The sequence below is a fragment of the Bacillus sp. FSL K6-1560 genome (assembly GCF_038592935.1).
Classification (GTDB): domain Bacteria; phylum Bacillota; class Bacilli; order Bacillales; family Bacillaceae; genus Bacillus; species Bacillus subtilis.
Map to the genome: position 1 here is coordinate 1,546,504 of NZ_CP151946.1, position 25,423 is coordinate 1,571,926.

At 38.3% G+C, this 25,423-nt stretch carries 29 protein-coding genes and 4 pseudogenes; 17 read left to right on the forward strand and 16 right to left on the reverse strand.

All coding sequences use genetic code 11. The annotated features are described in order from the left end of the window. The first annotated feature begins 256 nt into the window (after window positions 1–256). Window positions 257–793 (forward strand): AAA family ATPase, encoded by a 537-nt coding sequence (locus NYE22_RS08335; protein WP_124072931.1) that lies wholly within the window; start codon window positions 257–259, stop codon window positions 791–793. 178 nt (window positions 794–971) lie between these two features. Here NYE22_RS08335 and NYE22_RS08340 read toward each other — a convergent pair whose 3' ends face one another. Continuing rightward, window positions 972–1,529, reverse strand: a complete 558-nt coding sequence (locus NYE22_RS08340) for a PadR family transcriptional regulator (RefSeq protein WP_103803722.1) — start codon at window positions 1,527–1,529, stop codon at window positions 972–974. Continuing rightward, on the reverse strand, window positions 1,526–2,368 hold the full coding sequence (locus NYE22_RS08345) for a sialate O-acetylesterase (RefSeq protein WP_038429350.1): 843 nt from the start codon (window positions 2,366–2,368) through the stop codon (window positions 1,526–1,528). The genes NYE22_RS08340 and NYE22_RS08345 overlap by 4 nt, the downstream gene beginning before the upstream one ends. Before the next feature lie 422 nt (window positions 2,369–2,790). On the opposite strand from NYE22_RS08345, the gene NYE22_RS08350 reads away from it, so the two are divergent. The 3 genes and pseudogenes from NYE22_RS08350 to NYE22_RS08360 all read left to right on the forward strand — a co-directional run bounded on the left by NYE22_RS08350 (window position 2,791) and on the right by NYE22_RS08360 (window position 4,108). Then, window positions 2,791–3,192, forward strand: a complete 402-nt coding sequence (locus NYE22_RS08350) for a hypothetical protein (RefSeq protein WP_080529581.1) — start codon at window positions 2,791–2,793, stop codon at window positions 3,190–3,192. Between the two features lie 149 nt (window positions 3,193–3,341). After that, window positions 3,342–3,617 (forward strand): annotated as a pseudogene (locus NYE22_RS08355) (ATP-binding protein); the annotation flags it as partial. Between the two features lie 74 nt (window positions 3,618–3,691). After that, the gene (locus tag NYE22_RS08360) at window positions 3,692–4,108 is read left to right on the forward strand and encodes a hypothetical protein (RefSeq protein WP_015483456.1); all 417 of its coding nucleotides are present in this window, start codon (window positions 3,692–3,694) and stop codon (window positions 4,106–4,108) included. 152 nt (window positions 4,109–4,260) lie between these two features. Here NYE22_RS08360 and NYE22_RS08365 read toward each other — a convergent pair whose 3' ends face one another. From NYE22_RS08365 to rapE, 10 genes and pseudogenes are all read right to left on the reverse strand, one after another. Then, window positions 4,261–4,596, reverse strand: a complete 336-nt coding sequence (locus NYE22_RS08365; RefSeq protein WP_049141186.1) for a hypothetical protein — start codon at window positions 4,594–4,596, stop codon at window positions 4,261–4,263. Between the two features lie 52 nt (window positions 4,597–4,648). Beyond that, the gene (gene cdiI, locus NYE22_RS08370; RefSeq protein ID WP_032726219.1) at window positions 4,649–5,008 is read right to left on the reverse strand and encodes a ribonuclease toxin immunity protein CdiI; all 360 of its coding nucleotides are present in this window, start codon (window positions 5,006–5,008) and stop codon (window positions 4,649–4,651) included. A gap of 96 nt (window positions 5,009–5,104) precedes the next feature. Then, window positions 5,105–5,557 carry an SMI1/KNR4 family protein gene (locus NYE22_RS08375; protein ID WP_342412442.1) on the reverse strand — a complete coding sequence of 151 codons (453 nt, stop codon included), beginning with the start codon at window positions 5,555–5,557 and terminating at the stop codon, window positions 5,105–5,107. A gap of 99 nt (window positions 5,558–5,656) precedes the next feature. Continuing rightward, window positions 5,657–6,097, reverse strand: coding sequence for an SMI1/KNR4 family protein (locus NYE22_RS08380; protein ID WP_342412443.1), 441 nt, complete (start codon window positions 6,095–6,097; stop codon window positions 5,657–5,659). Between the two features lie 9 nt (window positions 6,098–6,106). Then, on the reverse strand, window positions 6,107–6,499 hold the full coding sequence (locus NYE22_RS08385) for an immunity 50 family protein (RefSeq protein ID WP_342412444.1): 393 nt from the start codon (window positions 6,497–6,499) through the stop codon (window positions 6,107–6,109). A gap of 112 nt (window positions 6,500–6,611) precedes the next feature. Beyond that, window positions 6,612–7,190, reverse strand: coding sequence for a type VII secretion system immunity protein YqcF (gene yqcF / locus NYE22_RS08390; RefSeq protein ID WP_342412445.1), 579 nt, complete (start codon window positions 7,188–7,190; stop codon window positions 6,612–6,614). A 14-nt stretch (window positions 7,191–7,204) separates the two neighbouring features. Continuing rightward, window positions 7,205–8,800 carry an LXG family T7SS effector endonuclease toxin YqcG gene (gene yqcG / locus NYE22_RS08395; protein WP_342412446.1) on the reverse strand — a complete coding sequence of 532 codons (1,596 nt, stop codon included), beginning with the start codon at window positions 8,798–8,800 and terminating at the stop codon, window positions 7,205–7,207. Between the two features lie 369 nt (window positions 8,801–9,169). Continuing rightward, window positions 9,170–9,329: pseudogene (locus NYE22_RS08400) on the reverse strand (hypothetical protein). Between the two features lie 109 nt (window positions 9,330–9,438). Beyond that, window positions 9,439–9,573 carry a phosphatase RapE inhibitor PhrE gene (gene phrE, locus NYE22_RS08405; protein ID WP_014114495.1) on the reverse strand — a complete coding sequence of 45 codons (135 nt, stop codon included), beginning with the start codon at window positions 9,571–9,573 and terminating at the stop codon, window positions 9,439–9,441. Continuing rightward, entirely contained in the window at window positions 9,563–10,690 is a 1,128-nt protein-coding gene (gene rapE, locus NYE22_RS08410; RefSeq protein WP_019715061.1) for a response regulator aspartate phosphatase RapE, read from the reverse strand. Before rapE ends, phrE begins: the two co-directional genes overlap by 11 nt. Before the next feature lie 632 nt (window positions 10,691–11,322). Here rapE and NYE22_RS08415 point away from each other — a divergent pair. The 9 genes and pseudogenes from NYE22_RS08415 (at window position 11,323) to spoIVCA (ending at window position 19,340) form a co-directional block, all read left to right on the forward strand. Next, on the forward strand, window positions 11,323–11,982 hold the full coding sequence (locus NYE22_RS08415; RefSeq protein ID WP_172850659.1) for a PAS domain-containing protein: 660 nt from the start codon (window positions 11,323–11,325) through the stop codon (window positions 11,980–11,982). Between the two features lie 11 nt (window positions 11,983–11,993). Continuing rightward, window positions 11,994–12,368: a RidA family protein gene (locus NYE22_RS08420; RefSeq protein WP_072182062.1), complete on the forward strand. Its 375-nt coding sequence runs from the start codon at window positions 11,994–11,996 to the stop codon at window positions 12,366–12,368. A gap of 75 nt (window positions 12,369–12,443) precedes the next feature. Further along, window positions 12,444–13,547, forward strand: a complete 1,104-nt coding sequence (locus NYE22_RS08425; protein WP_342412447.1) for a threonine synthase — start codon at window positions 12,444–12,446, stop codon at window positions 13,545–13,547. Window positions 13,548–13,590: 43 nt separating this feature from the next. Next, window positions 13,591–14,565 carry an asparaginase gene (locus NYE22_RS08430; protein ID WP_014114490.1) on the forward strand — a complete coding sequence of 325 codons (975 nt, stop codon included), beginning with the start codon at window positions 13,591–13,593 and terminating at the stop codon, window positions 14,563–14,565. A gap of 21 nt (window positions 14,566–14,586) precedes the next feature. Next, on the forward strand, window positions 14,587–14,976 hold the full coding sequence (locus NYE22_RS08435) for a RidA family protein (protein ID WP_041521011.1): 390 nt from the start codon (window positions 14,587–14,589) through the stop codon (window positions 14,974–14,976). Then, window positions 14,973–16,079: a D-TA family PLP-dependent enzyme gene (locus NYE22_RS08440; RefSeq protein WP_172850661.1), complete on the forward strand. Its 1,107-nt coding sequence runs from the start codon at window positions 14,973–14,975 to the stop codon at window positions 16,077–16,079. The genes NYE22_RS08435 and NYE22_RS08440 overlap by 4 nt, the downstream gene beginning before the upstream one ends. 71 nt (window positions 16,080–16,150) lie before the next feature. Continuing rightward, window positions 16,151–17,401: a DHHA1 domain-containing protein gene (locus NYE22_RS08445; RefSeq protein WP_172850663.1), complete on the forward strand. Its 1,251-nt coding sequence runs from the start codon at window positions 16,151–16,153 to the stop codon at window positions 17,399–17,401. Between the two features lie 342 nt (window positions 17,402–17,743). Next, window positions 17,744–17,922, forward strand: a pseudogene (locus NYE22_RS08450) (hypothetical protein). After that, window positions 17,880–19,340, forward strand: coding sequence for a site-specific DNA recombinase SpoIVCA (spoIVCA, locus tag NYE22_RS08455; RefSeq protein ID WP_342412771.1), 1,461 nt, complete (start codon window positions 17,880–17,882; stop codon window positions 19,338–19,340). The pseudogene NYE22_RS08450 and the gene spoIVCA overlap by 43 nt, the downstream one beginning before the upstream one ends. 30 nt (window positions 19,341–19,370) lie before the next feature. On the opposite strand, the pseudogene NYE22_RS08460 reads toward spoIVCA, so the two are convergent. Next, window positions 19,371–19,718: pseudogene (locus tag NYE22_RS08460) on the reverse strand (sigma-70 family RNA polymerase sigma factor); the annotation flags it as partial. A 195-nt stretch (window positions 19,719–19,913) separates the two neighbouring features. Between NYE22_RS08460 and nucB the strand changes: the two are divergent. Then, entirely contained in the window at window positions 19,914–20,324 is a 411-nt protein-coding gene (gene nucB, locus NYE22_RS08465; RefSeq protein WP_009967785.1) for a sporulation-specific Dnase NucB, read from the forward strand. A 32-nt stretch (window positions 20,325–20,356) separates the two neighbouring features. On the opposite strand, the gene NYE22_RS08470 is transcribed toward nucB, so the two are convergent. Next, window positions 20,357–21,079 carry a hypothetical protein gene (locus NYE22_RS08470; RefSeq protein WP_032726205.1) on the reverse strand — a complete coding sequence of 241 codons (723 nt, stop codon included), beginning with the start codon at window positions 21,077–21,079 and terminating at the stop codon, window positions 20,357–20,359. A gap of 251 nt (window positions 21,080–21,330) precedes the next feature. Here NYE22_RS08470 and gnd point away from each other — a divergent pair, with 251 nt between their 5' ends. Beyond that, window positions 21,331–22,224, forward strand: coding sequence for a phosphogluconate dehydrogenase (NAD(+)-dependent, decarboxylating) (gene gnd / locus NYE22_RS08475; RefSeq protein WP_046160611.1), 894 nt, complete (start codon window positions 21,331–21,333; stop codon window positions 22,222–22,224). Between the two features lie 19 nt (window positions 22,225–22,243). On the opposite strand, the gene NYE22_RS08480 is transcribed toward gnd, so the two are convergent. After that, window positions 22,244–22,870: a TVP38/TMEM64 family protein gene (locus NYE22_RS08480; protein ID WP_038829700.1), complete on the reverse strand. Its 627-nt coding sequence runs from the start codon at window positions 22,868–22,870 to the stop codon at window positions 22,244–22,246. Between the two features lie 186 nt (window positions 22,871–23,056). Between NYE22_RS08480 and cwlH the strand changes: the two genes are divergently transcribed. Together cwlH and NYE22_RS08490 are read left to right on the forward strand one after the other, a co-directional pair. Beyond that, window positions 23,057–23,809, forward strand: a complete 753-nt coding sequence (gene cwlH / locus NYE22_RS08485) for an N-acetylmuramoyl-L-alanine amidase CwlH (protein WP_021480067.1) — start codon at window positions 23,057–23,059, stop codon at window positions 23,807–23,809. Between the two features lie 251 nt (window positions 23,810–24,060). Next, complete coding sequence (locus tag NYE22_RS08490) at window positions 24,061–24,792, forward strand: SGNH/GDSL hydrolase family protein (protein ID WP_003229964.1); 732 nt, start codon at window positions 24,061–24,063, stop codon at window positions 24,790–24,792. Window positions 24,793–25,097: 305 nt separating this feature from the next. Here NYE22_RS08490 and NYE22_RS08495 read toward each other — a convergent pair whose 3' ends face one another. Continuing rightward, on the reverse strand, window positions 25,098–25,238 hold the full coding sequence (locus tag NYE22_RS08495) for a sporulation histidine kinase inhibitor Sda (RefSeq protein ID WP_003226124.1): 141 nt from the start codon (window positions 25,236–25,238) through the stop codon (window positions 25,098–25,100). Window positions 25,239–25,423: the final 185 nt, after the last annotated feature.

The window sequence follows — 25,423 nt, forward strand, 5'->3', positions numbered from 1 at the left end:
CCTTAAAGAAGACAATCTAAAAATTGGATTCGTTTAAATATTATAGGGAAATCAAGACTTTTTTCACAGGAAAATGCGTCTAAGGAGATGGAATATGAATCCGTTTAATAATGACTGTTTTCGTAAGTATGATGATTTTAACACGCATCTGGATTTCTCTAGAAAAGTAAAGGTCTTTAGGGATTTATGTCAAAATGATAGTAAGTACCTTATGCAACAAACAGGGAGTTTGGTTGCTTAATAAGGAGGGGGAAGTATGAAAAAAAATATTCACATATTGGGAGCCTCTGGTGCCGGAACGTCAACATTAGGTGCTGCATTATCAAAGCGTTTGCCTCATACGCATCTTGATACTGATAATTACTATTGGTTAGATAAATTCACTAAAAAAAGAGAAATTCCTGAAAGAAGAAAGTTGCTTGAAACAGACTTAACAATAAATGAGAAATGGATTCTTTCTGGTGCAGTGTGTGGCTGGGGCGATAATCTAAAAAGTTATTTTGACCTTGTCGTCTTCTTATGGATTCCACAAGAAATACGGCTTGAGAGATTAAGGCATAGGGAATTTCTGCGTTATGGAAATGAAGTGTTAGCCGGTGGCAGTAAATATGAACAATCAAAAGCATTTTTAGAGTGGGCTTCTTTATATGACACTGCTGGAATGGGAGTTAGAAGTAAAGCATTACACGAACATTGGATGGCAGATTTATCTTGTCCAGTGCTAAAGATTGAAGGCGATCACTCAGTCAATGAAAGAGTTGACCGTGTCTTGGATTATTTGAATTCTAATTAAACTAACGGCTAGCGATTGAAAAAGAAGAACACGGAGCTGATTCACTTGCTCTTGTTGAGGGCAAGTGTTGACAACCCTATTGTGGTTTAATTAAAGAAGGAGTATAAAACCTGTATCAAAGATGTTACTAAATATCTACGACACAGGTTTTATATGTAGGTAACTAATATTCTTATATTTAACTTTGCATTTTTTTTTCTGCAATAGTCGATTCTATTTCTGCTTTCAATTTTTCAAACCACTCTAAATTAACCAAGTGATGTGAACGGGAATTTTCGTTCATACGGCGAAAGTAATCGATTGTGCCGGGAATTTCTTGAGTGATGGACAGGTATTCATCTAGGAGCTCGATTCGAGTTTTAGTCTGATCGATTTGTGATTGGATCAGCTCCAGTAATTTATTTTTGTCGAATTCATCTGCAAAGAGTAACGCCCCATAAAATTGCAGGTTCACATATTCCGATTTGGCGCCGTATTTGATCATTAATTTTTCGAATTCTGCCCTTCCCGAATCTGTGACTTTGTAGTTACGGATTTCACGCCCGCTGGTTGAGGGTTTCTGCTCAATCTGTTCAATAAAACACTTTTCTTCAAGCTGCTGCAGATTGTAATAAAATGAACCTTTCGTGAAGTTAACAATGTATTTGTAATGACGTTTTTCCATTAAGGCCAAAAGTTCATAGCCGTGAGCTCCGGGGTTTTGGATTAGCAAGCCAAGGATAAGTAAGGGAATCATGGTTTCATCACCTTCGCCATCCGCGCCTCAAATTCCGCGTACGTGATTTTACCCGAAGCCAAATCCATACTATGAAGGTAAATCTGTTCTGTTTTAGAATAGTCACCATTCACTTTCAGCGATTGCTCCTCTCCCGAAATGGGTTTCAGGATATGGTACTTTTTCGAAAAAGCCTCGAAATAGCGGTAACCGAATTTGCGTTGTGAAGCTGCGTCTAAATGAATGCCATCAGGATTCGCAGTCAAACCTGCTGCAGTAACAAAATAACAATTCTGTTGTTCATTAGCAAAACGCAGCAATTGTTCATTAACCTGTCGAAATTCAGTCGCGTGCTGTCCAAAACCGGTCTTTCCAAGAAAGTCACCAAGCCCTCCAATAATCAACGGTACCTCATCAAGTTCCAACTCGTTTCTTAGTGTCTCGATGATAAGAGTTAATTTCTCGTAATAAGTTTCATGTAGCGAACGATAACTGTCACTCTCACCTTGGTGCCAAAGGATTCCACAAATTTGACTGGACCGGAGGGCGAAGCGGGCTTCGGACAAAGCATGCTGAAAAAGGATGCCTTCCGGATGCCAGTCATTCAATGAACTGCCACCTTCGGCACAAGGGATCAAGCCAATTTCTTCATCAGGATGAGCTTTCGACCAAGCATCTGCAAAAGATGCCGCCAGGCCAACGCCGGAAACCGGACGGTCGTAATTAATCGGCTCTGTCATCATCTGCCACTGTCCATTGCGCAGCATTTTTATTTTTTCATTATAGATCGGGTCTACTTCATTCAAAAATCCACGGCCCGCCATATTCGACTGCCCCAACATTAAAAAAGACTTTATCATCTAATTTTTCACTTCTTTACATCAATATTTTAGTCTAATTAGACTATAGTCGATTCAGTTTGTCTTGTAAAGTTTTAATAAGGTTTTACTTTTATTATTAGTGTGTATGAAAAACAAACTAACATTGAACATTTGGTTGATGTATTTGAGAAATAGCAAGTTCTTTTGCTATTTCTTATCCCACTATCGGGGGCGATTATTGAACAAAAACTAAAGGAGTGATACATATTAGTCATGTATAATATGTATCACTCCTTATTTTTTATAGCTTTTTTTGATTTAGATCTTAATAGACAATGAAAAAACAACAAAAACCCTGTCATGTAAGGGTTCCTATGAGCTTCAAAATCATTTTTCATAGGAAATACCTTCAATGATGGGGGTGTATCCCAAATGAAATGGATTGTTAAAAAGGGAGGACTATGTTGAAGAGGTTAAATATCAATAAAAAAGTATTAAAAAGGTTAACGATTGTACCAATTCTATTCATTTGTTATGTTTTATTTTTAAATCCTGAAGTTATACTTGAAGAGCAATGTCCTAATAAGCCTTATAGTTTAACAATCGTAAAGCACGGGACAGGTATATTTGATAAGAAAATTGTTCTAATATATTACAAAATCAATGGAAAAACAGTAGCTGTTGGAAATTTGGTGTTTTTTGAGAATTTGGGAAGAGATATAGATGTTACTTGGGATACTAATACTGATGATGGAACTTGGTGGATAGATAAAAGCGTACATTTAACAATGACTTATGCTAAAAATTTTGAGGGGGATTTAGACAAGAAAGATATTGATTTTGATTATGGTACTGTCCAATAATGATGAAGGCAAATGGGAATATATACTAAAAGAACCGCCAGTTGCGGTTCTTTTGTGTTTAGATTTAAACGGATTTAAGAGCCCTTTTTTTCTTTCCTTGCAAGTACCATGATTCCAGAAGATTATGATAAGTATTGCTGGCATAACTTGACAACTTAGTTGTAAAACTCGATGTCATGAGAAAGGTCGAAGTCCTATTCATTGATGACTTATTCAAACCAATAAACAGTCAGCCAAGGGCAACCGATTGGCAGGTTGAACAAATCCAGTCAGTCTTAAATTATCGTTATTTGAATCATAAGCCTTTGCTGATTTCTTCTGAGTTAACAGTCGATGAGATTTTGGATATAGACGAGGCTCTTGGTTCACGAATTCACCAGATAATAACCTTTATAATCCTATTATGTCAAATTTATGAAGTTTAACCCGGGTGGGAGGATTTGTTAAATGAAGAGAAGTATTATTACAGTGACTTAAATTTAAAAGGGGGAAATGTGAAATGAAAAAGTCGTTAGTATCAATGTTTTTTGTTCTGATTTTAATGTTTACTGCTATGGGAAGTGCTTCAGCCTATGAATTTAAAGGTATGCTGCCTCTTAATGACAAGGTAAGTGGATCTTTTGCTGATGCCGCTGCTGCTAAAGAAGGGCATGAGTGGCAATTCCATCCGGGATCAGCCACAAAAGTAAAGTTTTATTTGTCCAAAGATAGTACAACAACTCCGTTAAAAGTTAGTATTTATAAAACGGATGTAAATGGTGGTGGGACAACTTTTGTGAATTCTTATGATTCCTCAGAATTATCGAAACATACTATTGCAGTCAGTAAAAGCTATACTTATAGCATAAGGGTTGCTGGATATAGCACTGCAAAAACTGGCGGATCATACACATTAGAAAGTTCTGTAATTCAGTGAACAAAAGGGAGCGATGGCTCCCTTTTAAAGTTACTACATCAGGGTAAACAGCAGGAACAATGATTCCTCGCTTGCTATTGTTTTCGTCAAGAATGTACCAACCGCCTCGATATGTAAAACCCTTCTTTATGTAAGAAGGGTTTTAATTTTATTCAACCTTTAAATATATCTGGAATCTTATCTCGCCATATTAATAGCAATTCTCTAAATTGATCGGTTTCAATTGAGTTTTCATAGGCTTCTTCTATCCTAAAAGAGTTTTCAACAATTGTCACATCTTTCTTAATGAGAACACTTGTAGCATTTAACTCAATCTCAAAATCTTCATATATCCCTTCTGAAACCTTCTCAATGTAATCTATATACTCGTTGGCTTGTTCTTCTGTAGCGATGTTTTCAATGAAATCAGAGAAAATACTGATTTCTTCTGGCAATACTATTCCTAAATCACCAAATGGATCTTCTTCAAATTTGTATGGATATTTCATGTTTTATTTTTCTCTTCAAGATTATTTTTTATATAACGGATAGCAGTTATGTTTATACCTTAATTTCATACCTATCCTTAATTGATCTCATGTATTTCTCTACCTCGGGTTTATTTTCTGGGTGTCGTTCTACATATTCCCTAACAATTTCATTTAAATATTTATAGAAATTTTCATAATCTAATATGACTTCTTCATCTTCCTCGACTGCTGGGTAATCGAAATAAAAAGCTATACCCTCATCTCCAAAATAATCTTCTTCCCACTCTTCATAGTCATCAGCAAATACACACCAGACATTCTCTATACCATAACCTTCTCCGTTGGAGAAATTCTCTAAAATTCGTATAAATCGTTCATCACCAATAACCTTAAAGAAATAATTAATTAATTCTTTATTTTTATTATCCATTTCATTTTTCCACCGAATTAAAGCCTCTCATAACGAGAAGGGCTTTCCACCTTTTAATACTCTCTTCTCAAAAAGAAGGGGAAAGGCTTTATCCGTTTATCCCTCGTATAGTTTATTAATCAACTCTGTAAATGAATCACAAACATAGCTAATGGAACTTTCCTTATCTTCATAAGCGATCTCATGATCCCAAAAAACAATTACGGATTCTTGAGCAGACATTCTGTAATCAAAACAAAAGAGGTTTCCCCCTGCATCTGTAGCAAAAGGTATGATCTTATCAACTAACCGGTCTTTAACATTATCAATTGTACTAAGGAGATCAATTGGCCGAGTAGGATCTCCTATGTTCAGTAAATTGTTGATTGATTCTCGAGAATCTTGGAATAAAACAACCTTTTTATCTATAGGGGAACATCCATTATGGTCTTTAATGAATTCTTTGTAATCTGTCGGGAACTTGATTTTTAATTTCTCTTCTACCTCTTTGATCTGACTGTTTGTCGCCTCTTGAAAGGTGCTTCGTTTTCTCCATTTAATACTTTGCATTGTTTAACCTCCTACTTGTTATATACCGAGCAAAGTTATCCCTTGTATTAAATAAAAAGAGCCTTTCTCCTCAAAAAGAAGGGGAAAGGTCTTATCCGTTTATTCCTCGTATAGTTTATTAACCAACTCTGTAAATGAATCGCATATATGACTCAAAGCTTTATCAAGATCTTCATATGCAATCTCGTGATCCCAGAAAACTACGGACGGATTCTCTTTATTCAGACGATAATCGAAGCAGATTTCGTTACCGAAAGGATCACAAGCAAAAGGAACTATCCCAGGAAGCATTCTTCCATCCTGATAATCTTCTAAGACCTCTAAAATAAAACTTGAACTATTCTCAGTTAGACCATGTAATCGATTAAAAATAGCACCTTTTGTATTTTTAAAGTCAAATATCTTTTTATTTGGGCGCGCCCTATTGTTGTTTAATATAGTTGTAACGTAGTCGCTAGGGAACTTAATATCTAATGCCTTTTCGATTTTTTTAACAGTTGTCTCCCCAATAGGCTCTTCAGCAATTATCCACTCTGTCATATTGTCCAGTTAAGAGATCCCCAATAAACCTGGAGTAATATTTTCAATTCTAGCCCAATCAAAAAGACATTCGATTTGCATTTGATTATTGCACTTTATTTTTAATGAGCCATTACCATTAAGTGCACTAATTTCAAATTGATCAACAATATTATTTGTTCCTAGATTTTTTATCAGTAAATCCTGAACGCCTGTAAAATACATTTCTATATAAACAACATCCCACTTTCCCCAGCGTTTAGGTTTATTCTCAACAACTTCTTTCGTCATAAGACGCACAAATAAGCAGGGGCCATCTCTATTTAATTCAACATTCATTAATTCCGCATCAGTAAAATTGGGCATACTACCAAATATATTACTAATGGCTTGAGGGTTCATGAATTTTTCTTCATTAATCATAGAATTCTCCTTACCTCAGTCATTCTCATTTTTTTCATTATTTGTAGCTGATTTCAAATTAAATAGAATAGCCCTTCTCATTGAGAGGGGCTTGTAAAGTACTCTTTTTCATTTAAACAACAGATTCTCTCTTTATATCAAAAATATCAATCTGCTTTGATTCCAAAAGATCTTGTAAATAATCTGGACCGTGTTTCTCAGCTACTTGCAATTCGCCTTCTGATATAGGTAAAGCCATTAGCCAAGTAACATTTTTGTTGCTAAATTCAAGTAGCTCTAAATCTTCCTCCCACAGAAATGGGGGAACGAACATAACATGTTTCATGTCGGTTTCCTGATCATACATACTAATCACATTTTTAAAAATAACACCTGGTGCACAAGAGAAATTTGAGTTGATTATATTAAAGGCACAAGTTGATAAAACATTAGCATATATGTCTGAAGCTGACTCCATTGCAGCTACGATTTCTATCCGCAACGGAGTGCCATTCACCTCATAATTAATAGAATGATCCGACAAACCTAGAGTTGAATATGACGTGATACCTTCCTGAGGCTGGTCTTTGACCGATAAAATATCAATGTCGCTACTCTTATTATCATCCCAATATTTCGTAACCTTCGGTTTACCCCCAAAAGCTCCTAAAACTGTTCTAGCAATTACTTTATTTTCTTGTGTAACGCCCATTAGACAATCTCTCCTTAATCTCCAAAGTAATCATCCGTCATATCTTCCCCTTTATGACTCCTATTGGAGGAAGGTAATTCGGGTTGATAGTGGTCTGGATTATTATGTTCATCTAAAAATTGCTTTCGACTAATATTTCTTTCCATCGCACTTTGTTGATGTTTTCTAAATTCATAACCTGGTTTATGACCCATATCCCATGGTTCATCTTTTTTCATTACTTGTTTTGTTAACGGGTCTTTAACAGATCCGGTTGAATCCTTAGCATTTTCCCAAACCTTATCTCTAACGCCTTTACGGAAATAAGTTGGTCTTTTGTACGTTTTAGGAACTTTAGGTTTTTTGCTGGTGTTAGTCGATGCTTCGCTAACTCGAGAACTTGATTTTGCATTAAGCTTTTTGTTAATTCCGCGAGCTCCGAAAGGAACCAACATTGCCATTGCACCACTAAGGCTCTGTTCTTGCCTCTCTTTGGAGACTTTATTCCCGAACATATCGCGTCCTGTTATAGCTTCACTAAAACCATTTGCAGAAGCAAGTCCATAAAGTCCTTTGCTGGAGTTTTGAAGGGCATGGAATGTCTTAGGTGTTTTATATACATCGAGAGCTTTGTCTGCTCTATACAATGCTTTACTTGTTGAATAAACAGCTTTTCCACCTTTAGCTAATTTACCTGCCCATCCTACGATAGGGATGTATCCTGCCGCAGCCATTGCACCGGCAGCGACCCGTTGTCCAGCAGTTAGCTTTTCGCCGGTAACAGGATCAACCCCATCAGCGGCTCTTTTATAATCATAATATCCAGAGACCTCTCCTGTAAAATTACAAACAGCATCCCAAGACTTTTCATACCATGGTCTGTTCGCCAGTTCTTCTTGTTCTTTTGCAATTCTTCTTTGTTCCGCCTGTTGGTCCTTAAAAGAGATGTAGTCTGTTGATTGTTTCTTTACATCCTCAGTCATCTTGTGAATCTCACTGTCTCTATAAGCCTTCGCATTATAGTGAATAGGAGAGGCGCTTTTGCCTTTTGCTGTCGCATTCATTAAAGCTTGATAATCAGCTTGAATCATTTGTTCATTTGCTTCTGATAGTCCGTATTCTGATGTTAAGTTTTGGTCAACTTCATCCATTTTCTCAATGGCTTCTTTTCGTTTCTTTTCGGCAGACGAAAGTTCATTTTTAAAAGTTTCTGTCGAGAACAGATCCAAAGGCAGTATATCGTTGATATCATTTAATATATCTTTCATGGCTTTTTTCTGTTCAGACATAATGGATTTTGATTTGGTGTAGGCGTTAGCAAGCTCATGCGCTAAAAAGGTTTCTTCTATGTAGGCATCTGATAAGTTGGCATCTTCTAAGAAACCAGGAATACTCGTTAAGAAAGAAATTTTCATCTCAATTAAATCAATCCATTGGTCAGCAATGCCAGCTTGATCTTCATAAAATGATTTGATGTTATTAGCACCTTTGCCTGAAAACTCGCTATCATCTAAATCTGCAACAGCTTTGAACGCTTTCTTTAATTTGACCATTTTACTTTTTAAATCTTTGTATTCCTTTGCTCGCTTTTCAGCCTCGGAGAGCAAGGTTTTGGCTTCAAATACTTTCATGATCATATCCTTTCATTTAATCGTCATAACAAAATATTACCATGGAAGAATGATGAAACTAACTGTTATGTGGATCAAAGGGTGGAAATGAATCATTCGATCTGTGTCATTTTACCTATTTGTTAATCCTTTCAATGAAAGGGGACTTTCCAATTGTAACATCGCCATCATGAAAAAATTCGATAACGTAGCCAGATTCACTAAACATAAAAGTATCTGATCCAACGGCAGTTACATCATCAATTACATTTAATGCATGCTCAATACTGGTTTTTAATGCTGGCTGTTCTCCATAACCCCAAAGGATGATAATGTTTCTATCTTTAAAATGTTTTTTAGCTAGCCAATCGTAAATCTCTTCCTCGTAATCTATAGATAGGTGACAACAAACTTCTTCCCACTTAATTCGTCCCCAAGATGTAAAGGGAAAACTGTTTGAAAGCAGTTCATAATATTTTGCCGTTAATTCCTCTGATAAGATTTCTTTGTTTTTCCCTAGAGCTTCTAAGCATTCATCAAATAAGTCCAAAATGTTCACCTCAAAAGCTTTATGTATGATGGATTTTTTCAGTATCAGAAATAAGAAAAAGCCGTTATGAAACGGCTAAAGGGAATCAGAACTAATGTTGTTTATCGAATCAAACAAGGAATTCATGAGTAGGTGCTAGAGTTACATTCCGGGATGCTTCCTTCATTTCGCCATTAGACATAGATCCGAAAAAGGCAAGTCCAATTAAAACGGCGGATAAACTGATAAACAATTTAGATTTCATACATGCATTCCCCTTTCGATATTTGCTTTTGAGCATATACCATCTTCTTGAAACAGATGATACTATCCTCTATTTTTCCATTATAATCGAAAAGGTTGCCTCCTAACAATGCCAGCTCTTCCAGATAAGGGTATCCTTTGCCATTCTCTAAACGAGAGAAAATGTTGAGGAGTTTAGGTGTATCGCCATTTCTTATATAAAGAACGTCTAATGCTTCAAATAAGTTCATAAAAAGTTCGTCTTTAAAATCTACAGCACTTCTTATTCCTTTGCGGAAGCAATCCATTGCTTGTTCTTTTTTGCCTTGTTTAAAATAAATTAATGCTAGGTCATGATAAGCTTGCGGAAGTACGTCAGAGTTAATTTTTCTGTATTGAACCAAGGCTTGTTCGATGTAACGAGCAGCCTTATTTAAGTTGTCCATTTTGTGATAGCAATTGCCGAGATTGAAAAACGCAGTGGCATAGATGTGAGTATTTTTACTTTTAAGCAGCTCGGCACCTTTTAAAGCTTCTTGAAGGTGGGGGAGAGCTTTTTCATGATTCTCAAGGTCATCGTAGTTGCCGGCAATCACAAAATGACATTGAATACGCCGAACAGAATAAAGCTCGTGTTTCTTATAGATATTGTATGAAAGTTCAGCGTAGTGCATTGAGATATGAGTCATTTTCATATGATAATAGACTTCGGATAACTTAAAATAAAACTCAGCTTTTTCAATCTTGTCAGAGATCGTTGGAATTTTGCGTTCAGCTTTTTTGTAATATGTAATGGCCTTTGTGTATTCACCGTTTCTAAACTCATACATCCCGCGGAAGAAGTTATAATAATAAGCGCGCATATTATCTAGTTTTTTCTTATGCCCTTCTATTTTCTTTAAATATTCTGAAAGTTCCATTCGGTTTTCATCAGTTGGCAGCGTGTATTCTAACATAATTTTATGGCGAAAGGCCATCAATTGATAATAAATAAGCAAATCTTGATCTTCTTCCATAACCTCTATATCACGTTCTATTTCAGCTTTTAACATTTCAGCATCAGTAACGTTGAATTTTTGAATATGCCTATGCCATTCATTAATCTTCATTCCCACTTCAGCTGATGTGATTGATATCAAGATATTCACCCTTCCCTTAACTCTACTAGTAATGTAAATATTAACAAGTTTTCGTTCGCAGAAAAAGGCAATAAGGCACCGCAATTTAAATTTTCGGTGAGACCGCAATAACTTTTTGGTTCTCATGAAGAATCTGTGCGATGGGGAATTAGGTGGTTTTGGAGATTAGTTCATTAAAAAACTCACTTCGTAGATAAGATAGACCTTCAAAAGCTGGTTTTAAAATTGCAGGAGATCAAGTTTGGGACTAATGGGAAGGGGAAGAACCTTCATTTTTTTAATTGGACGGATTAAAAACAGTGCCCATATTATCCCCGTATTGAGTAAAAAATGATTCAAATAAATATACAGGCTTTTGTAACTGATCCACTTTATTGAGGGACTCGATTTAGATGAAGATACCAAAGCATATTGGTATCTTTTTTGTTGTTGGAGTTATTAAACCTCTTTTGGAGTTCATGCCAGGACACCAATGACATTGGCACAACAATTTTAATAACCGAGATTATTTACTGGGGAAAGAAGAAGGGTTAATCTAATTATATAAAAAAATATATTTTTCTTTCATTTTCATATAAAAAAATATATAATAAAATCGATTAAAGGAAAAGTGAAAGTTAGGTGTTTAGGGTTTGACTGAAGCAAAACAGATATTAAAAAGTTATATACCATTTGCAAAAACGATAGGGGAAATGTTTGGGCCAAATTGTGAAGTCGTTATTCATGATTTGACAACACCGCAGTCTTCCGTCATTTTTACAATGAACAATCATGTGACGGGAAGAGAGGTTGGCCAATCCTTTGATCACTTAGTGAGAAAGGTTCTTTTATCCAACGAATTTAAAGGTGATTACTTAGCAGGATATGAAATCCAAACAGATGATCGGAGAACAATAAAATCATCGACTACCCTCATTAGAGATGGCCACCAGCAGGTGATTGGGGCATTTTGCATCAACTATGATATGAATGTCATGATTCAAATGAAAGAAGTACTAGATGCATTTATACCTGGCACTGAAAAGAACAATCAAATACAAGCTCCAAATACGGTGGAACAGGAAGCTTCTATTCAGAATGTAGAAGAGATCACGAATCAGTTAATTGAACAAATTGTAGCGAACCGCAAACATTCTCTGATGAAACGCCCGGAAAAAATCGAGCTGATTAGATTTATGGATGAAAAGGGGATATTCCTCATGAAAGGTGCGGTTGATAAAGTGGCAGAACAATTAGGTATTTCAAAGGTAACTGTCTATAGTTATTTGGATGAAGTGAAAAAAAGACAATAGGAGTGAGTAGAGTGGAGAGTATTTTTGAGGCAGGGAATTTAAAATCGAACGGTCATTATGCCTTAGCTGTGATTCATCAAAACACGGTCTATGTATCAGGGCAATTTGCCATTGATCCAATCACGCAGGAAAAGAAATTTGGCACCATTGAAGAAGAGACTTTGCAGGTATTGTCAAATATAGAGTATATCTTAAAAAAAGCCGGCAGTCATAAAGGAAAAATTTTAAAGATAACCTTATATCTTCACGATATCAATTTGTTAGACCGTGTTGACAATGTCTGTCAGGGTTTTTTTCACGATTATCGCCCAGCACGGTCAGTTGTTTCGACGAACGAGCTGCATTACGGTTTTCAGGTTGAAATTGAAGCAATCGCCAGTCTGTAATATATTTTTTTGTCTAAAACATATAAAAAAATATATAAAATATAAAAAAATATATAATAGGAGGGTCTAAAAATAATGGAACAGTATCAATGTCATTCTTGCCGTACGAAATACAATGTGTCTGAACAGGTGTGGAAATGCCAGTGTGGCGGAGTGTTAGACCTTGTAAAAGAAAAAGTAGAATGGTCCGATTCAAAAGTGCTCAAAGATATTCCTTCTATGTGGAGATATATTGATGCTATGCCATTTGATCGCGACTCCACCATATGGAGCGGCATCACTATGGGGGAGGGATACACACCTTTAATCGTGTTAGACAGCGGGGAGCCGAACACTCTTGTGAAAGTGGACTATATGATGCCTACTTTGTCTTTTAAAGATCGCGGTGCTGCTGTATTAATAGCTAAGGCAAAGGAGCTGGGAGTGAAGCATGTGATAGCTGACAGCAGTGGAAATGCAGGGACATCTATTGCAGCTTACGCCAAGCGGGCTAACATCGCATGTGACATATTTCTTGGGAAGGGTACATCACCTAAGAAAATCGCGCAGGTGAAAGCGCATGGGGCCAACGTTCGCGAAATTGAAGGCACAAGAGAAGATGTGGCCGAAGCAGCGCAAAAGGCTGTGAATATAGAGAAAAAATTCTATGCAAGTCACGTTTTTAATCCATATTTCTATGAAGGAACAAAAACGTATGCCTTTGAGATTTGGGAACAAATGAATGGAGCGCCGGATACGCTTATTATTCCAGTTGGCAATGGTACGTTATTACTTGGGGTTTACTATGGATTTAAAGAATTACTAGAGAACAAATGTATAGACAAAATGCCAAGACTGGTTGCGATACAGGCAGAGAATTGTGCGCCGTTAGCAAAGGCATTTATCAACAATCAACAAGTTGCTCAACCCGTCGAAAACAGGGGAACACTTGCAGAGGGCATCTCGATTGCCAAACCGGCAAGATCAGCTCAAATATTAGAAGCCATCAGTGCCACAAAAGGTCAAATCATTACAACCAATGAGGAAGAGATTCTAAAAGTTCGTACAGCATTAGCAAGTAAAGGCTTTTATGTTGAGCCAACAACAGCAGCTAACTATGCAGGATATTTAAAATACGATCATTCTTCTGATGAAAAAATCGTGATTCCATTATGCGGGGCTGGGATTAAATCTAATTAGGAACGAAGAGAGAAACATTTAATATGAAAATGGGGGAGTTATCATGGAAAACAAGAAAATCATTTTACTGAGTACCGGCGGTACAATTGCAAGTAAGCCTGATCCTGAAACAGGTCTATTAGAAGCAGGTGCTATGACAGGTGAAGAGCTTTCTGAAATGTGTCGACTGCCTTCTCATATAGAGATTGAAATCAAGTCAGTCTTTCAAATGTCAAGCAGTCATATGACTTTTCATCACCTTGACATTCTGAAGCAAAATATAGAGAGTTTCTTCCGGAATGAGGATGTTGCCGGAATTGTGATATCGCATGGAACAGATACCCTTGAAGAGACTTCGTATTTCCTTGATCTGGTTATTTCTGATGAAAGGCCGGTCGTGTTAACGGGGTCACAAAGAGGACCGACACTTGAAGGTACAGATGCATTTGTGAACCTAAGACAAGCTTTCTTATTAGCGGCACATCCTGATGCGCGAGGCTTAGGTGTAACAGTGTTGTTTAATGAGAGGGTCTTTGCTGCTCGATATGTGAAAAAACAGCATGCGTCAAATGTTGATGGTTTTTTCTCACCGGGATTCGGTTATTTGGGAACGGCTGATCAAGATGAGATCGCAATTCATCAAAGATTAATCAAGCGTGAGACGTATCAACTAATTCAACCATTGCCAAATGTAGAACTTATTAAGTGTTCACTTGGATCAGACGGAAAGTTTATAGATTATGCAGTTAAGTGCGGAAGTGCAGGAATCATTATTGAGGCGCCGGGAAGAGGGCATACGGCTCCAGCAATATTAGAAAGTGCAAAGAAAGCCGTAGAGAAAGGGATTCCTGTCGTTCTGACAACAAGTGCTGACGAAGGTGAAGTTAAGGGAGTATATGGATTCAAAGGAAGTGCTTCAACATATGCAGATGCCGGAATCATACTTGGCGGCAGCTATGACAGTAAGAAAGCAAGGATCAAACTCGCTGTTTTGCTGGCTGCTGGACAGAAGATTGATGAGGCTAGCTTTAAATATTAAGAATAATAGGGGGAGATTATATTGAAGCCTGTACACACTAAGTATTCAACACGGGATGGGGGCCATTACGTGCCAGCTATGGAACACAATGATGTTCTCTATATTTCAGGGCAGTTGTCGATGAATCCGGAAACGGGAAAAATTCCAGCTGGGGGCATAAAAGAAGAAGCAAAACAGGCATTGGCAAATATGGAGTTTGTCCTCAAGGAACGGGGATTAGCCAAGGAAGATGTGATATTATGCAGACTTTATACCCCAGATGTAAAGTATTGGCCGGATATCAATGAGGTTTATGCTCATTTCTTCGGCAATCATAAACCGGCAAGAGTAGTTGTTCCATCAAATCATTTATATGCCGGATGTCTGGTTGAAGTTGAAGCCATTGCAGCGATAAAGGAGGAGGTACAATGAATTATATAGAATTAGATACACCAGCTCTTTTAATCGATAAAGACGTGATGCAAGGCAATATGAAGTATATGCAAAATTACGCTAATGAACAGAAAGTAAACTTACGACCTCATACAAAAACACATAAAATGCCTAAATTAGCTAAACTACAAGAGGAAATGGGAGCTATAGGAATCGCTGTGGCGAAAGTAGGAGAAGCTGAAATAATGGCCATAAATGGTTTGAAGGATATTTTTATTGCAAATGAGATTGTTGGGAAATCAAAGATTGAACGTATTAAAAAACTATCTGAAACAATTGATATCTCCTTTGGTATTGACAGTGTGTATCAAGTGCATGAGATTGAAGAAGTATTTGAAGGAGCCACAAAGAAAGCCCAGGTGTTAGTGGAAATTGAAGTAGGAGAACAACGCTCTGGGATTATTGAAGAACATGATTTTCGTACTTTATTAGAATTAATCAAAACGTGTAAAAATGTCGAGCTTAAAGGAATCTTCTCACATGACGGGCATTCTTATAAAGCGAAAAGTATAGAACATTGTAAAGAGCTTTATAGAGAGAGTGTAGAACGAACATTACATTTTGCTCGAATAGCGGGAGAAATGAACCTTAAGCCGAAAGTAATAAGTATTGGCTCTACCCCTCCCTTCATGTTTAAGTTTGATATTCCAGAAGGAGTTACAGAAATTAGACCTGGTACTTACATTTTTATGGATGCCTCACAGGCAAATGTAATTGGTACGTATGATCGCTGTGCAGCTTCTGTACTCACAACCGTGATTAGTAAACCAACAAAAGAACGAGTCATTACAGATGTAGGGGCAAAGGGAATTACCGCCCAAACACGAAGTGAAGGGCTTACAGCAACCAAAGGGCTTGGTCGTATCAAAGAATACGAGGGCGTTTACATTCATGGAGTATTCGACGAACATGCTATTATTTACAATGCAGACTTTAGAAACCAAGTGAATATAGGAGATAAGGTTCAAATTATTCCTAATCACATTTGTCCGGTTGTTAATTTACATGAAAAAGCCTATCTAGTCTCTAATGGAGAAGTTGTAGACGAAGTAGACATTGAGGCTAGAGGCAGACTTCAATAATTATAGCATGAAGAGCCTTTTTAAAAATATCCATAACGTATTTGGAAAACTTCATATATAAGGGGATAGGCATGAGCATACGTAATCACAAACTATTTTACAAAGATCCCTATCTAAAAACGTTTGAAACGAAAATCTTGAAACAACAACAGGACAAAAAAGGTGAAGTTTACATTACCTTAGAGAAAACAGCCTTTTATCCAACCGGCGGTGGCCAGCCACATGATATAGGGACATTGAATGGAGTCAAAGTTTTAAACGTTGAAGAGGTAGATGGAGAAATTCGTCATTATATAGAAAGGGCTTTACCACATTCAGATGATAAGGTCGTTGGGGTTATTGACTGGGAACGACGCTTTGATCACATGCAACAGCACACGGGTCAGCATATTTTGTCAGCGGCATTTGCGCAGTTGTATGATATTCATACAGTTGGATTTCATCTTGGAAAAGATATAGTTACCATTGACCTTGACATATCAGAATTAACAGAGGAAATAGTAGGAAAAGCAGAGAAGCTTGCAAACGACATGATAATGGAAAATAGACCAATAGTTACAAAGTGGATAGAATATGATGACTTAGTAAATTATCCAATTCGTAAAACCCCATCTGTAAAAGAAAATATTCGTCTTGTCATTATCGATGAATTTGATTATAACGGATGCGGTGGAACACATCCTAGTGCTACAGGGGAAGTCGGAGCAATTAAAGTATTGAATTGGGAAAGACAAAGAAAAAAAATTCGTTTGTATTTTGTATGTGGTAATCGGGTAATAGCCCAATTCGATCAAAAACAAAAGGTATTGGTTGAATTGACTGGATTGCTTAATCGTCCTGAAGGGGAATTAAGTGAAGCTGTAAAACGTTCACTTGAAAATGTAAAGAAGCTAGAGAAAGAGCTTCTAGAATCTAATGAAAAAATAATTCAGTATGAAGCCAATGATTTATTAGCCAACAGCACAATTCAAAATGATACTGTAGTTATTATAGAAACCTTTTCAGATCGATCTATCCAAGAACTTCAAAAGCTAGCAAAAATGATTGCCGAGCAAGAAAAACGATCCCTTATTTTTCTCTTATCAGAGAACGATAATCGCTACCAACTGGTTTGTGGGCGAGGATCAACAAATAAAATGGACATGAGAACCCTTATGCAAGAAAGCCTTTCTCTTATTAATGGAAAAGGGGGGGGGAATAAAACGTTAGCTCAAGGTGGAGGGACTGCGTCATTAACAAAAAAGGAATTTCTGAGGAACGTTATTAACATTATAGCTAAACAAATAAAGTCAGAGGAAATACGATATTCGATTAAAAAGTAACTTCTTTAACTTAATGTAAGGACTCAAAATAAAGAATATGAAAAGTGTTCAAATTTTGAATGACTTTTGTGTAAATATTCCTTTAGAGAAATAAATTTCTGGGAAAGTCCAGATAGAGAAACATTAATTAGCTGCAGTAACTATTTGATAACTATACCAATTATTCAGAATAACCAATGATATGGATTTACTATGTTGAGGGACTAGTGGGCGTGGTATACGTCAGAGAATAAACCGATGATTTAAACCATCGGTTTTTTTATTTGTTTTCATACTCATTGAAAATCACCTCATTAGGACAAACACTTGTCACATAGCATTACCCAAGGGGTGATGCATTTTATGAAGGTAATAATCATCGAGGGACCGCAAGCTGACAAATGCATTAACGATTGCTATCATTATTTAATAAAACTTTATAGGAAGGAGATCCAGGGTGATAGCAATATATGTAAGGGTATCGACCGAGGAGCAAGCGATCAAGGGATCGAGCATCGACAGCCAGATCGAGGCCTGTATAAAGAAAGCAGGGACTAAGGATGTGCTGAAGTATGCCGATGAAGGATTTTCAGGAGAGCTTTTAGAACGTCCGGCTTTGAATCGCTTGAGGGAGGATGCAAGCAAGGGACTTATAAGTCAAGTCATTTGTTATGATCCTGACCGTCTTTCTCGGAAATTAATGAATCAGCTTATCATTGATGATGAACTGCGAAAGCGAAACATACCCTTGATTTTTGTAAATGGTGAGTACGCCAATTCTCCAGAAGGTCAATTGTTTTTTGCAATGCGCGGAGCAATCTCGGAATTTGAAAAAGCCAAAATCAAAGAACGGACATCAAGCGGTCGACTTCAAAAAATGAAAAAAGGCATGATCATTAAAGACTCCAAACTATATGGCTATAAATTTATTAAAGAGAAAAGAACTCTTGAGATATTTGAAGAGGAAGCAAAAATCATTCGGATGATTTTCAACTATTTCACCGAGCATAAAAGCCCTTTTTTCGGCAGAGTGAATGGGATTGCTCTGCATTTAACTCAGATGGGGGTTAAAACAAAAAAAGGTGCCAAAGTATGGCACAGGCAGGTTGTTCGACAGATATTAATGAACTCTTCTTATAAGGGTGAGCATAGACAGTATAAATATGATACAGAGGGTTCCTATGTTTCAAAACAGGCAGGGAATAAATCAATAATTAAAATAAGGCCTGAAGAAGAGCAAATCACTGTGGCAATTCCAGCAATTGTTCCAGCTGAACAATGGGATTATGCTCAAGAACTCTTAGGTCAAAGTAAAAGAAAACACTTGAGTATTAGCCCTCACAATTACTTGTTATCGGGTTTGGTTAGATGCGGGAAATGCGGAAATACCATGACAGGTAAGAAAAGAAAATCACACGGTAAAGACTACTATGTGTACACTTGCCGGAAAAATTATTCTGGCGCAAAGGACCGCGGCTGCGGAAAAGAAATGTCTGAGAATAAATTAAACCGGCATGTATGGAGTGAGATTTTTAAATTCATCACAAATCCTCAAAAGTATGCTTCTTTTAAAGAGATTGAACAATCAAATCACCTGTCTGATGAAATAGAACTTATTCAAAAAGAGATAGAGAAAACAAAAAAAGGCCGCAAGCGTCTTTTAACGCTAATCAGCCTAAGCGATGACGATGATTTAGATATTGAAGAAATCAAAGCACAAATTATTGAGCTGCAAAAAAAGCAAAACCAGCTTACTGAAAAGTGTAACGAAATTCAATCAAAAATGAAAGTCCTGAATGATACAAGCTCAAGTGAAAATGCTCTAAAAAGAGCTATCGACTATTTTCAATCAATCGGTGCGGATAACTTAACTCTTGAAGATAAAAAAACAATTGTAAACTTTATCGTGAAAGAAGTTACCGTTGTGGATTCTGACACCGTATATATTGAAACGTATTAAAGAGGGGTGTATGCACCCCCCTTTTGTAATTACAATCTCATTTTCAATACACCTCGCAGCATACGTCGCCAGCTTTGTCCCTTTACCAGCGGAATAGCTTTCAATTCCTTTTATCAGCCCGATCGTTCCGATGGAGATTAAGTCCTCTGCATCCTCACCTGTATTTTCGAACTTTTTCACAATATGGGCGACCAAGCGAAGATTATGCTCAATCAGCATGTTTCTGGCATGTTCATCCCCTTTAGCCATGAGCTCTAAGTATTTTTTTTCTTCGCTGCTTGAGAGCGGTTGTGGAAAGGCATTGTTTTTCACGTAAGATACTAAAAAGACAAGCTCTTTAACAACAAAGCCGAGCGCTGCGAAAACACCTGTCACCATCGTCACCTCCACAAAAGTATGTAGGCAAAAGCCTATATGTAAATGTATGTGACCTGGAGGCTGTCTGTGTCTGTACCGGGAAATTTCTCGCGGGGGTGTCCGGCTTTTGTAAGCAGCATACTAACTTCAAATGTTAAAAATAATCTTTATCAAGCGCCCATACATTGAAATGAACAAAGGTATGGGGGGATGGGAATGAAAAAATGGATGGCAGGCCTGTTTCTTGCTGCAGCAGTTCTTCTTTGTTTAATGGTTCCGCAACAGATCCAAGGCGCATCTTCGTATGACAAAGTGTTATATTTTCCGCTGTCTCGTTATCCGGAAACCGGCAGTCATATTAGAGATGCAATTGCAGAGGGACATCCAGATATTTGTACCATTGACAGAGATGGAGCAGACAAAAGGCGGGAGGAATCTTTAAAGGGAATCCCGACCAAGCCGGGCTATGACCGGGATGAGTGGCCGATGGCGGTCTGCGAGGAAGGCGGCGCAGGGGCTGATGTCCGATATGTGACGCCTTCTGATAATCGCGGCGCCGGCTCGTGGGTAGGGAATCAAATGAGCAGCTATCCTGACGGTACCAGAGTGCTGTTTATTGTGCAGTAGTAAAGAAGAGGCTCTTTCTTGAGCCTCTGTTGTTACAATCCTTCGCCGTGCTGAATTTTCGGGGGATAGGTTTCTGCTTTTCGCCAATATTGGCGTGTGCCTTCGTCCCGTACAACGATGCCCAGCTGTGCCAGTTCGAGACGGAATTCTTCAATATCGTCTTTTTCTTCGTCCTGCAGCGCTTTATGACGAGCTTTTAATAAGGCATGGGCGCCTTGCGATAGGTCTGGTGCATCAGGAATCCATCGGCGAAATTGATCTTTAAACGGATCACCATCTGTTGCCCATTCGTAATGATGCTGTCTAAAGGCCTTCTCAACGTTTACTGGTTTTTCATCAATTTCTTCCCGTACCAATTCATATCCGGCTGTTCCCAGGAGGACAAGCCGTTTGTGATCCATAAATACAAGAGCGATGTCATCGGAATGAATTGTTTGCACTTTTTTTCCTTTGATGAATTCCACTGTGTGATCTGTAATTTTGACAGACAGCAGCATTGCAATAACAGAATGAGCGAACCAAATCCCCGCACACATACCGAGAAGAGCAGTGATAAATGCAGCTGTAGATCCCTGAAAAGAGGTAATGAGCCGAAGCGGTCCTTCAAGAGGGATCCAGGGGAGGGATAATGCCCATTTCGCAATCTGCGGGATAAAATACCCGATTGCAAAACCGATGATTGCAAGTGCAGCGTATAAAAAGAATACAGCGGTTTTCGTAACTCCAATAAGAGTATGAGATTGATTCTGCAACATGTCACCTTCTTTTTACTGAAAAAATCGAATTCCTTCCCATATTTTAACTTAAACTGATGGTAAATCAAGGATAAAGCGATAATTATGGATATAAAGAGATTCAGTAATAGAACTGGCAGGCGCCGTCGGTTATGAAAAATAAAATTTACATGCGCAGACGATGTAAGCCCCATTTGTTTTCTGCGTATCACAATACAATCCAAAGGGAACATAAAGAGTAAAGGCTTTTTAGACAATCAGGAGGAACAGATATGAAAATCGGATTAATCGGCTTAGGGAAAATGGGCATAAACATAGGAAAGCAATTCATTGACCGCAATCATCAAGCGGTAGGATATGATGTAAATCAAGCGGCTGTTGATGAACTGAAAGCATACGGGGCTGAGGGGACAACGAATCTTAAAGAGTTAATTTCTTTATTAGACCCGCCGCGTATCCTATGGGTTATGGTACCGCATAGCATTGTCGATGCTGTTTTGCGTGATGTATCACCTTTATTAAGTAAAGGCGATATGATTATCGAAGCTGGAAACTCTCATTATAAAGAATCAATTCGCCGCTACAATCAAATGAAAGAAGCGGGTATCCATTATCTCGATGCCGGAACGTCAGGCGGAATGGAAGGCGCACGGCATGGAGCCTGTTTTATGGTGGGGGGCGACCATGAAGCATGGGAGATTGTGGAACCGCTTTTTCGTGATACCGCCGTCGAAAATGGTTATCTATACGCTGGTGAAGCGGGAAGCGGACATTTTTTAAAAATGATCCATAATGGAATTGAGTATGGAATGATGGCCGCGATTGGTGAAGGATTTGAAGTGCTTGAAAACAGCCAATTTGATTTTGACTATGAGAAGGTTGCCAGAGTGTGGAATCATGGTTCTGTCATTCGTTCTTGGCTTATGGGACTGACTGAGCGAGCTTTCTCTAAGGATGCGAAACTGGATCAGATCAAGGGCATTATGCATTCCTCAGGTGAAGGAAAATGGACGGTGGAAACCGCGCTTGATCTGCAGACGGCAACTCCGGTCATCGCCATGTCACTGATGATGAGATACCGTTCTTTGACAGACGATACGTTTACAGGAAAGGTGGTCGCTGCGCTTCGAAATGAATTTGGAGGCCATGCGACAGAAAAAAAGTAAGGGGGCCAAACAAGCCTCCTTATTTTTTTGGCACCTTCAGAAGATGAGGGAACTTTTTATAAATGACCACCATGATGATCAGAATATATGTACCGTAAATGCTGATAGACAATAATTTATTGCTGGTGAAATTGGCACCTGCAATAGTGACAACAACAATATTGGGGATTTTCCCTATTAAAGACGCAAAGAAAAAAACATGCCAGCGAACCTGACTCAGCCCGCAGATCACGTTCATTACAAGTGAAGGTATGACAGGTATCAGCCTTCCTAATAAAACAGCGGTAAAAGCGTTTTTGTTGAAGGAAGCCTCGTAGCTCTGTATGGCAGGATAGGCCTGAACTTTTTTTCTGGCCCAATCTCTAAAACTGTACCTGGCGAGAAAAAACAGCAATATAGTACCAAGCATTGAGCCGGTCAGTGTAATCCAAATTCCATTTGCAGTCCCGAACACTGCGCCATTTAAAGCAGCAACCAAAGCAAACGGCACTATTGGGAAAAAAACATCGGCAGCAATCAGCAGCATACTAAATAAAACGGAAAACATCCCTCCTGCTTTGATTGCATCAAGCCAAGCTTCTTTCTGAAAAAAACCGACTGCAATGATAGCGATAATCACAAGTATACCTATTACTTTTTTTAACATGTCTATGGTCACTCCCAACTTAGGTGATGTCAGGAGCCAAAACCTCCGTCATCTAAATTAGTATAACTGGTGCCATTTCAGCGGTTCAACTGAAAACCAGGTTTAGAACACAATTCTTTTTTACTTCATAAAAAAGGCTGTCCATCTCTCTGTTTTCTGCATTCTTAATAATAGGGAGGGATAGAAATGGTAACCATAAAAAAGGATTTTATACCGGTATCAAATGATAATCGTCCTGGCTATGCGATGACGCCTGCTTATATTACGGTGCATAATACAGCGAATACAGCAAAAGGCGCTGATGCGAAAATGCACGCCAAGTTTGTGAAAAACCCGAACACATCCGAAAGCTGGCATTTTACAGTTGACGATTCAGTCATTTATCAGCATCTCCCGATAGATGAAAACGGCTGGCATGCGGGAGACGGTACAAACGGGACAGGAAACCGCAAATCGATCGGGATTGAAATCTGTGAAAATGCTGACGGCGATTTTGAAAAAGCAACATCAAATGCCCAGTGGCTGATCAGAAAGCTGATGAAGGAAAACAATATTCCGTTAAATCGTGTTGTTCCCCACAAAAAATGGTCCGGGAAAGAATGTCCGCGGAAACTCTTGGACCACTGGAACTCTTTTCTAAACGGAATTTCTTCCTCGGATACACCTCCAAAAGAATCTTCACCATCATATCCTCTGCCGTCTGGGGTTATAAAGCTCACTTCGCCTTATCGAAAGGGCACAAACATTCTCCAGCTGCAAAAGGCTTTAGCTGCACTTCACTTTTACCCTGATAAGGGAGCCAAAAACAATGGCATAGATGGAGTTTACGGACCGAAAACAGCGAATGCCGTCAAGCGTTTTCAACTCATGAACGGATTAACTGCAGACGGGATTTATGGGCCAAAAACAAAGGCCAAGCTTAAATCGAAGTTAAAGTAAATGCAGGATTTAACGGATAACCTGTTTCCAGTGCGGATTCAGGTTATTTTCTTTTCTTTGGTTTGTGTGTTTTTCAGATTGGAAAGAAGGGAATTTTAAAAAATCATCAGCTGCGCCGCAATGAAAGCAGAATGATATTCACTGAGGGGGACACGTTAACTATAGGAAAAAACAGTGATAGCGAAAAACTCTTCATTGAACGAAGAGAAACAGAGGTATAACATTAAAGTGAGGCTTTTGGGGGTGTAAAGATGAAACATTTTATCATCCTTTTCCTTCTGCTGTTCGTTACAGCAGGATGCGAGGGAAGGGGATACGAAGACGTTGTAGCATTTGGTGACAGTAATACGCGTGGCTCAAATTGGGATTATCGCGATTATCCAAAAGCACAGCAGTGGGTCAATATATTAAAAACAGCTGAGCGCGGTAACCTTGATATACTCAATGCGGGAATCGGCGGACAGACGACAGAGGATGCCCGTCTCCGATTTCAGACAGATGTGCTGGATCAAAAACCGAAGTATTTGTTTATTATGTTCGGCACCAATGACGCTGCCATACTGACTGAAGGGAAACCGAGAGTGTCGAAGCAGCGTTTTAGAGAAAATCTGGTTTATTTTATTGAAGAAAGCAGAAAACACGGGATCAAGCCTATCTTAATGACGTGTATCCCAATTATAGAAGGTAATGGGAAGCATCATCTGTTTTACTATTCCAGATACCAAGCAGCTGCTTTTGAACCAAAAGGCGGAGCAAGGAAATGGCACAACTCATATAACGATATTACAAGAGATGTGTCGAAGCGCCTGGATGTCCCTCTTGTAGATAACTGGAAGCATTTTATAGAAGCAGACGGCGGAAAAGCAACTGATGAAGCGCTTATCCAATCTGGTTTAATAGATCCTTCTGGAAATCATATGACACCTAAAGGGGCAAGGATCGTATATGAAGGAATACAAGATGGGCAGATCCTGCAGCGTTGAGCCGGACAACCGCCTAGTCCGATTTATTTCTCCTACATAGGCTGTTATAAAACCTTATTAAGGAGGCGCTTCACATGTATGGCGCAGGCAGAGCATATGGATACGCTTTTATTGTTGTTTTAGTTGTTGTTCTCCTGGTTGTGGGCGGGATATACTGGTTAGCATAATAACCGGCCCTTTAAAACACCTCTTTTTAGGGGTGTTTTTTGCTGAAAATAGTAGTAAAGCGCGCAGCCAAAGTGATATAATATCAGTCATCTGAGTAAAAAAAGGAAATACGCCCGGAAAAAATAGACAAATTCCTATTAAGAAGATACGGAAATAATATGTCCGAGCGATCTTCTTTTTATTTCGTTTTCAATTAACTCGATAAAGTCACGGTTTAAATTCATTTCGGTGGCTTTGAAATAAGATTCTATTAGTAATTCATCAGACAGTTTTCTCATGCTAGGAACCCAATTAATGGGAGAGGCACCTCCTTAAAAGTTGGAATCATTCATGATTTTAACGCATACAATGATAAGTTGCGTTCATCTGAGGTTGAAGTTATCTTTAATCTACCATGAAATGCATATAAGAACAATCGTTCTGTTATCCACACCAAAAAGTGGATAACTTGTGAGTATCGTGT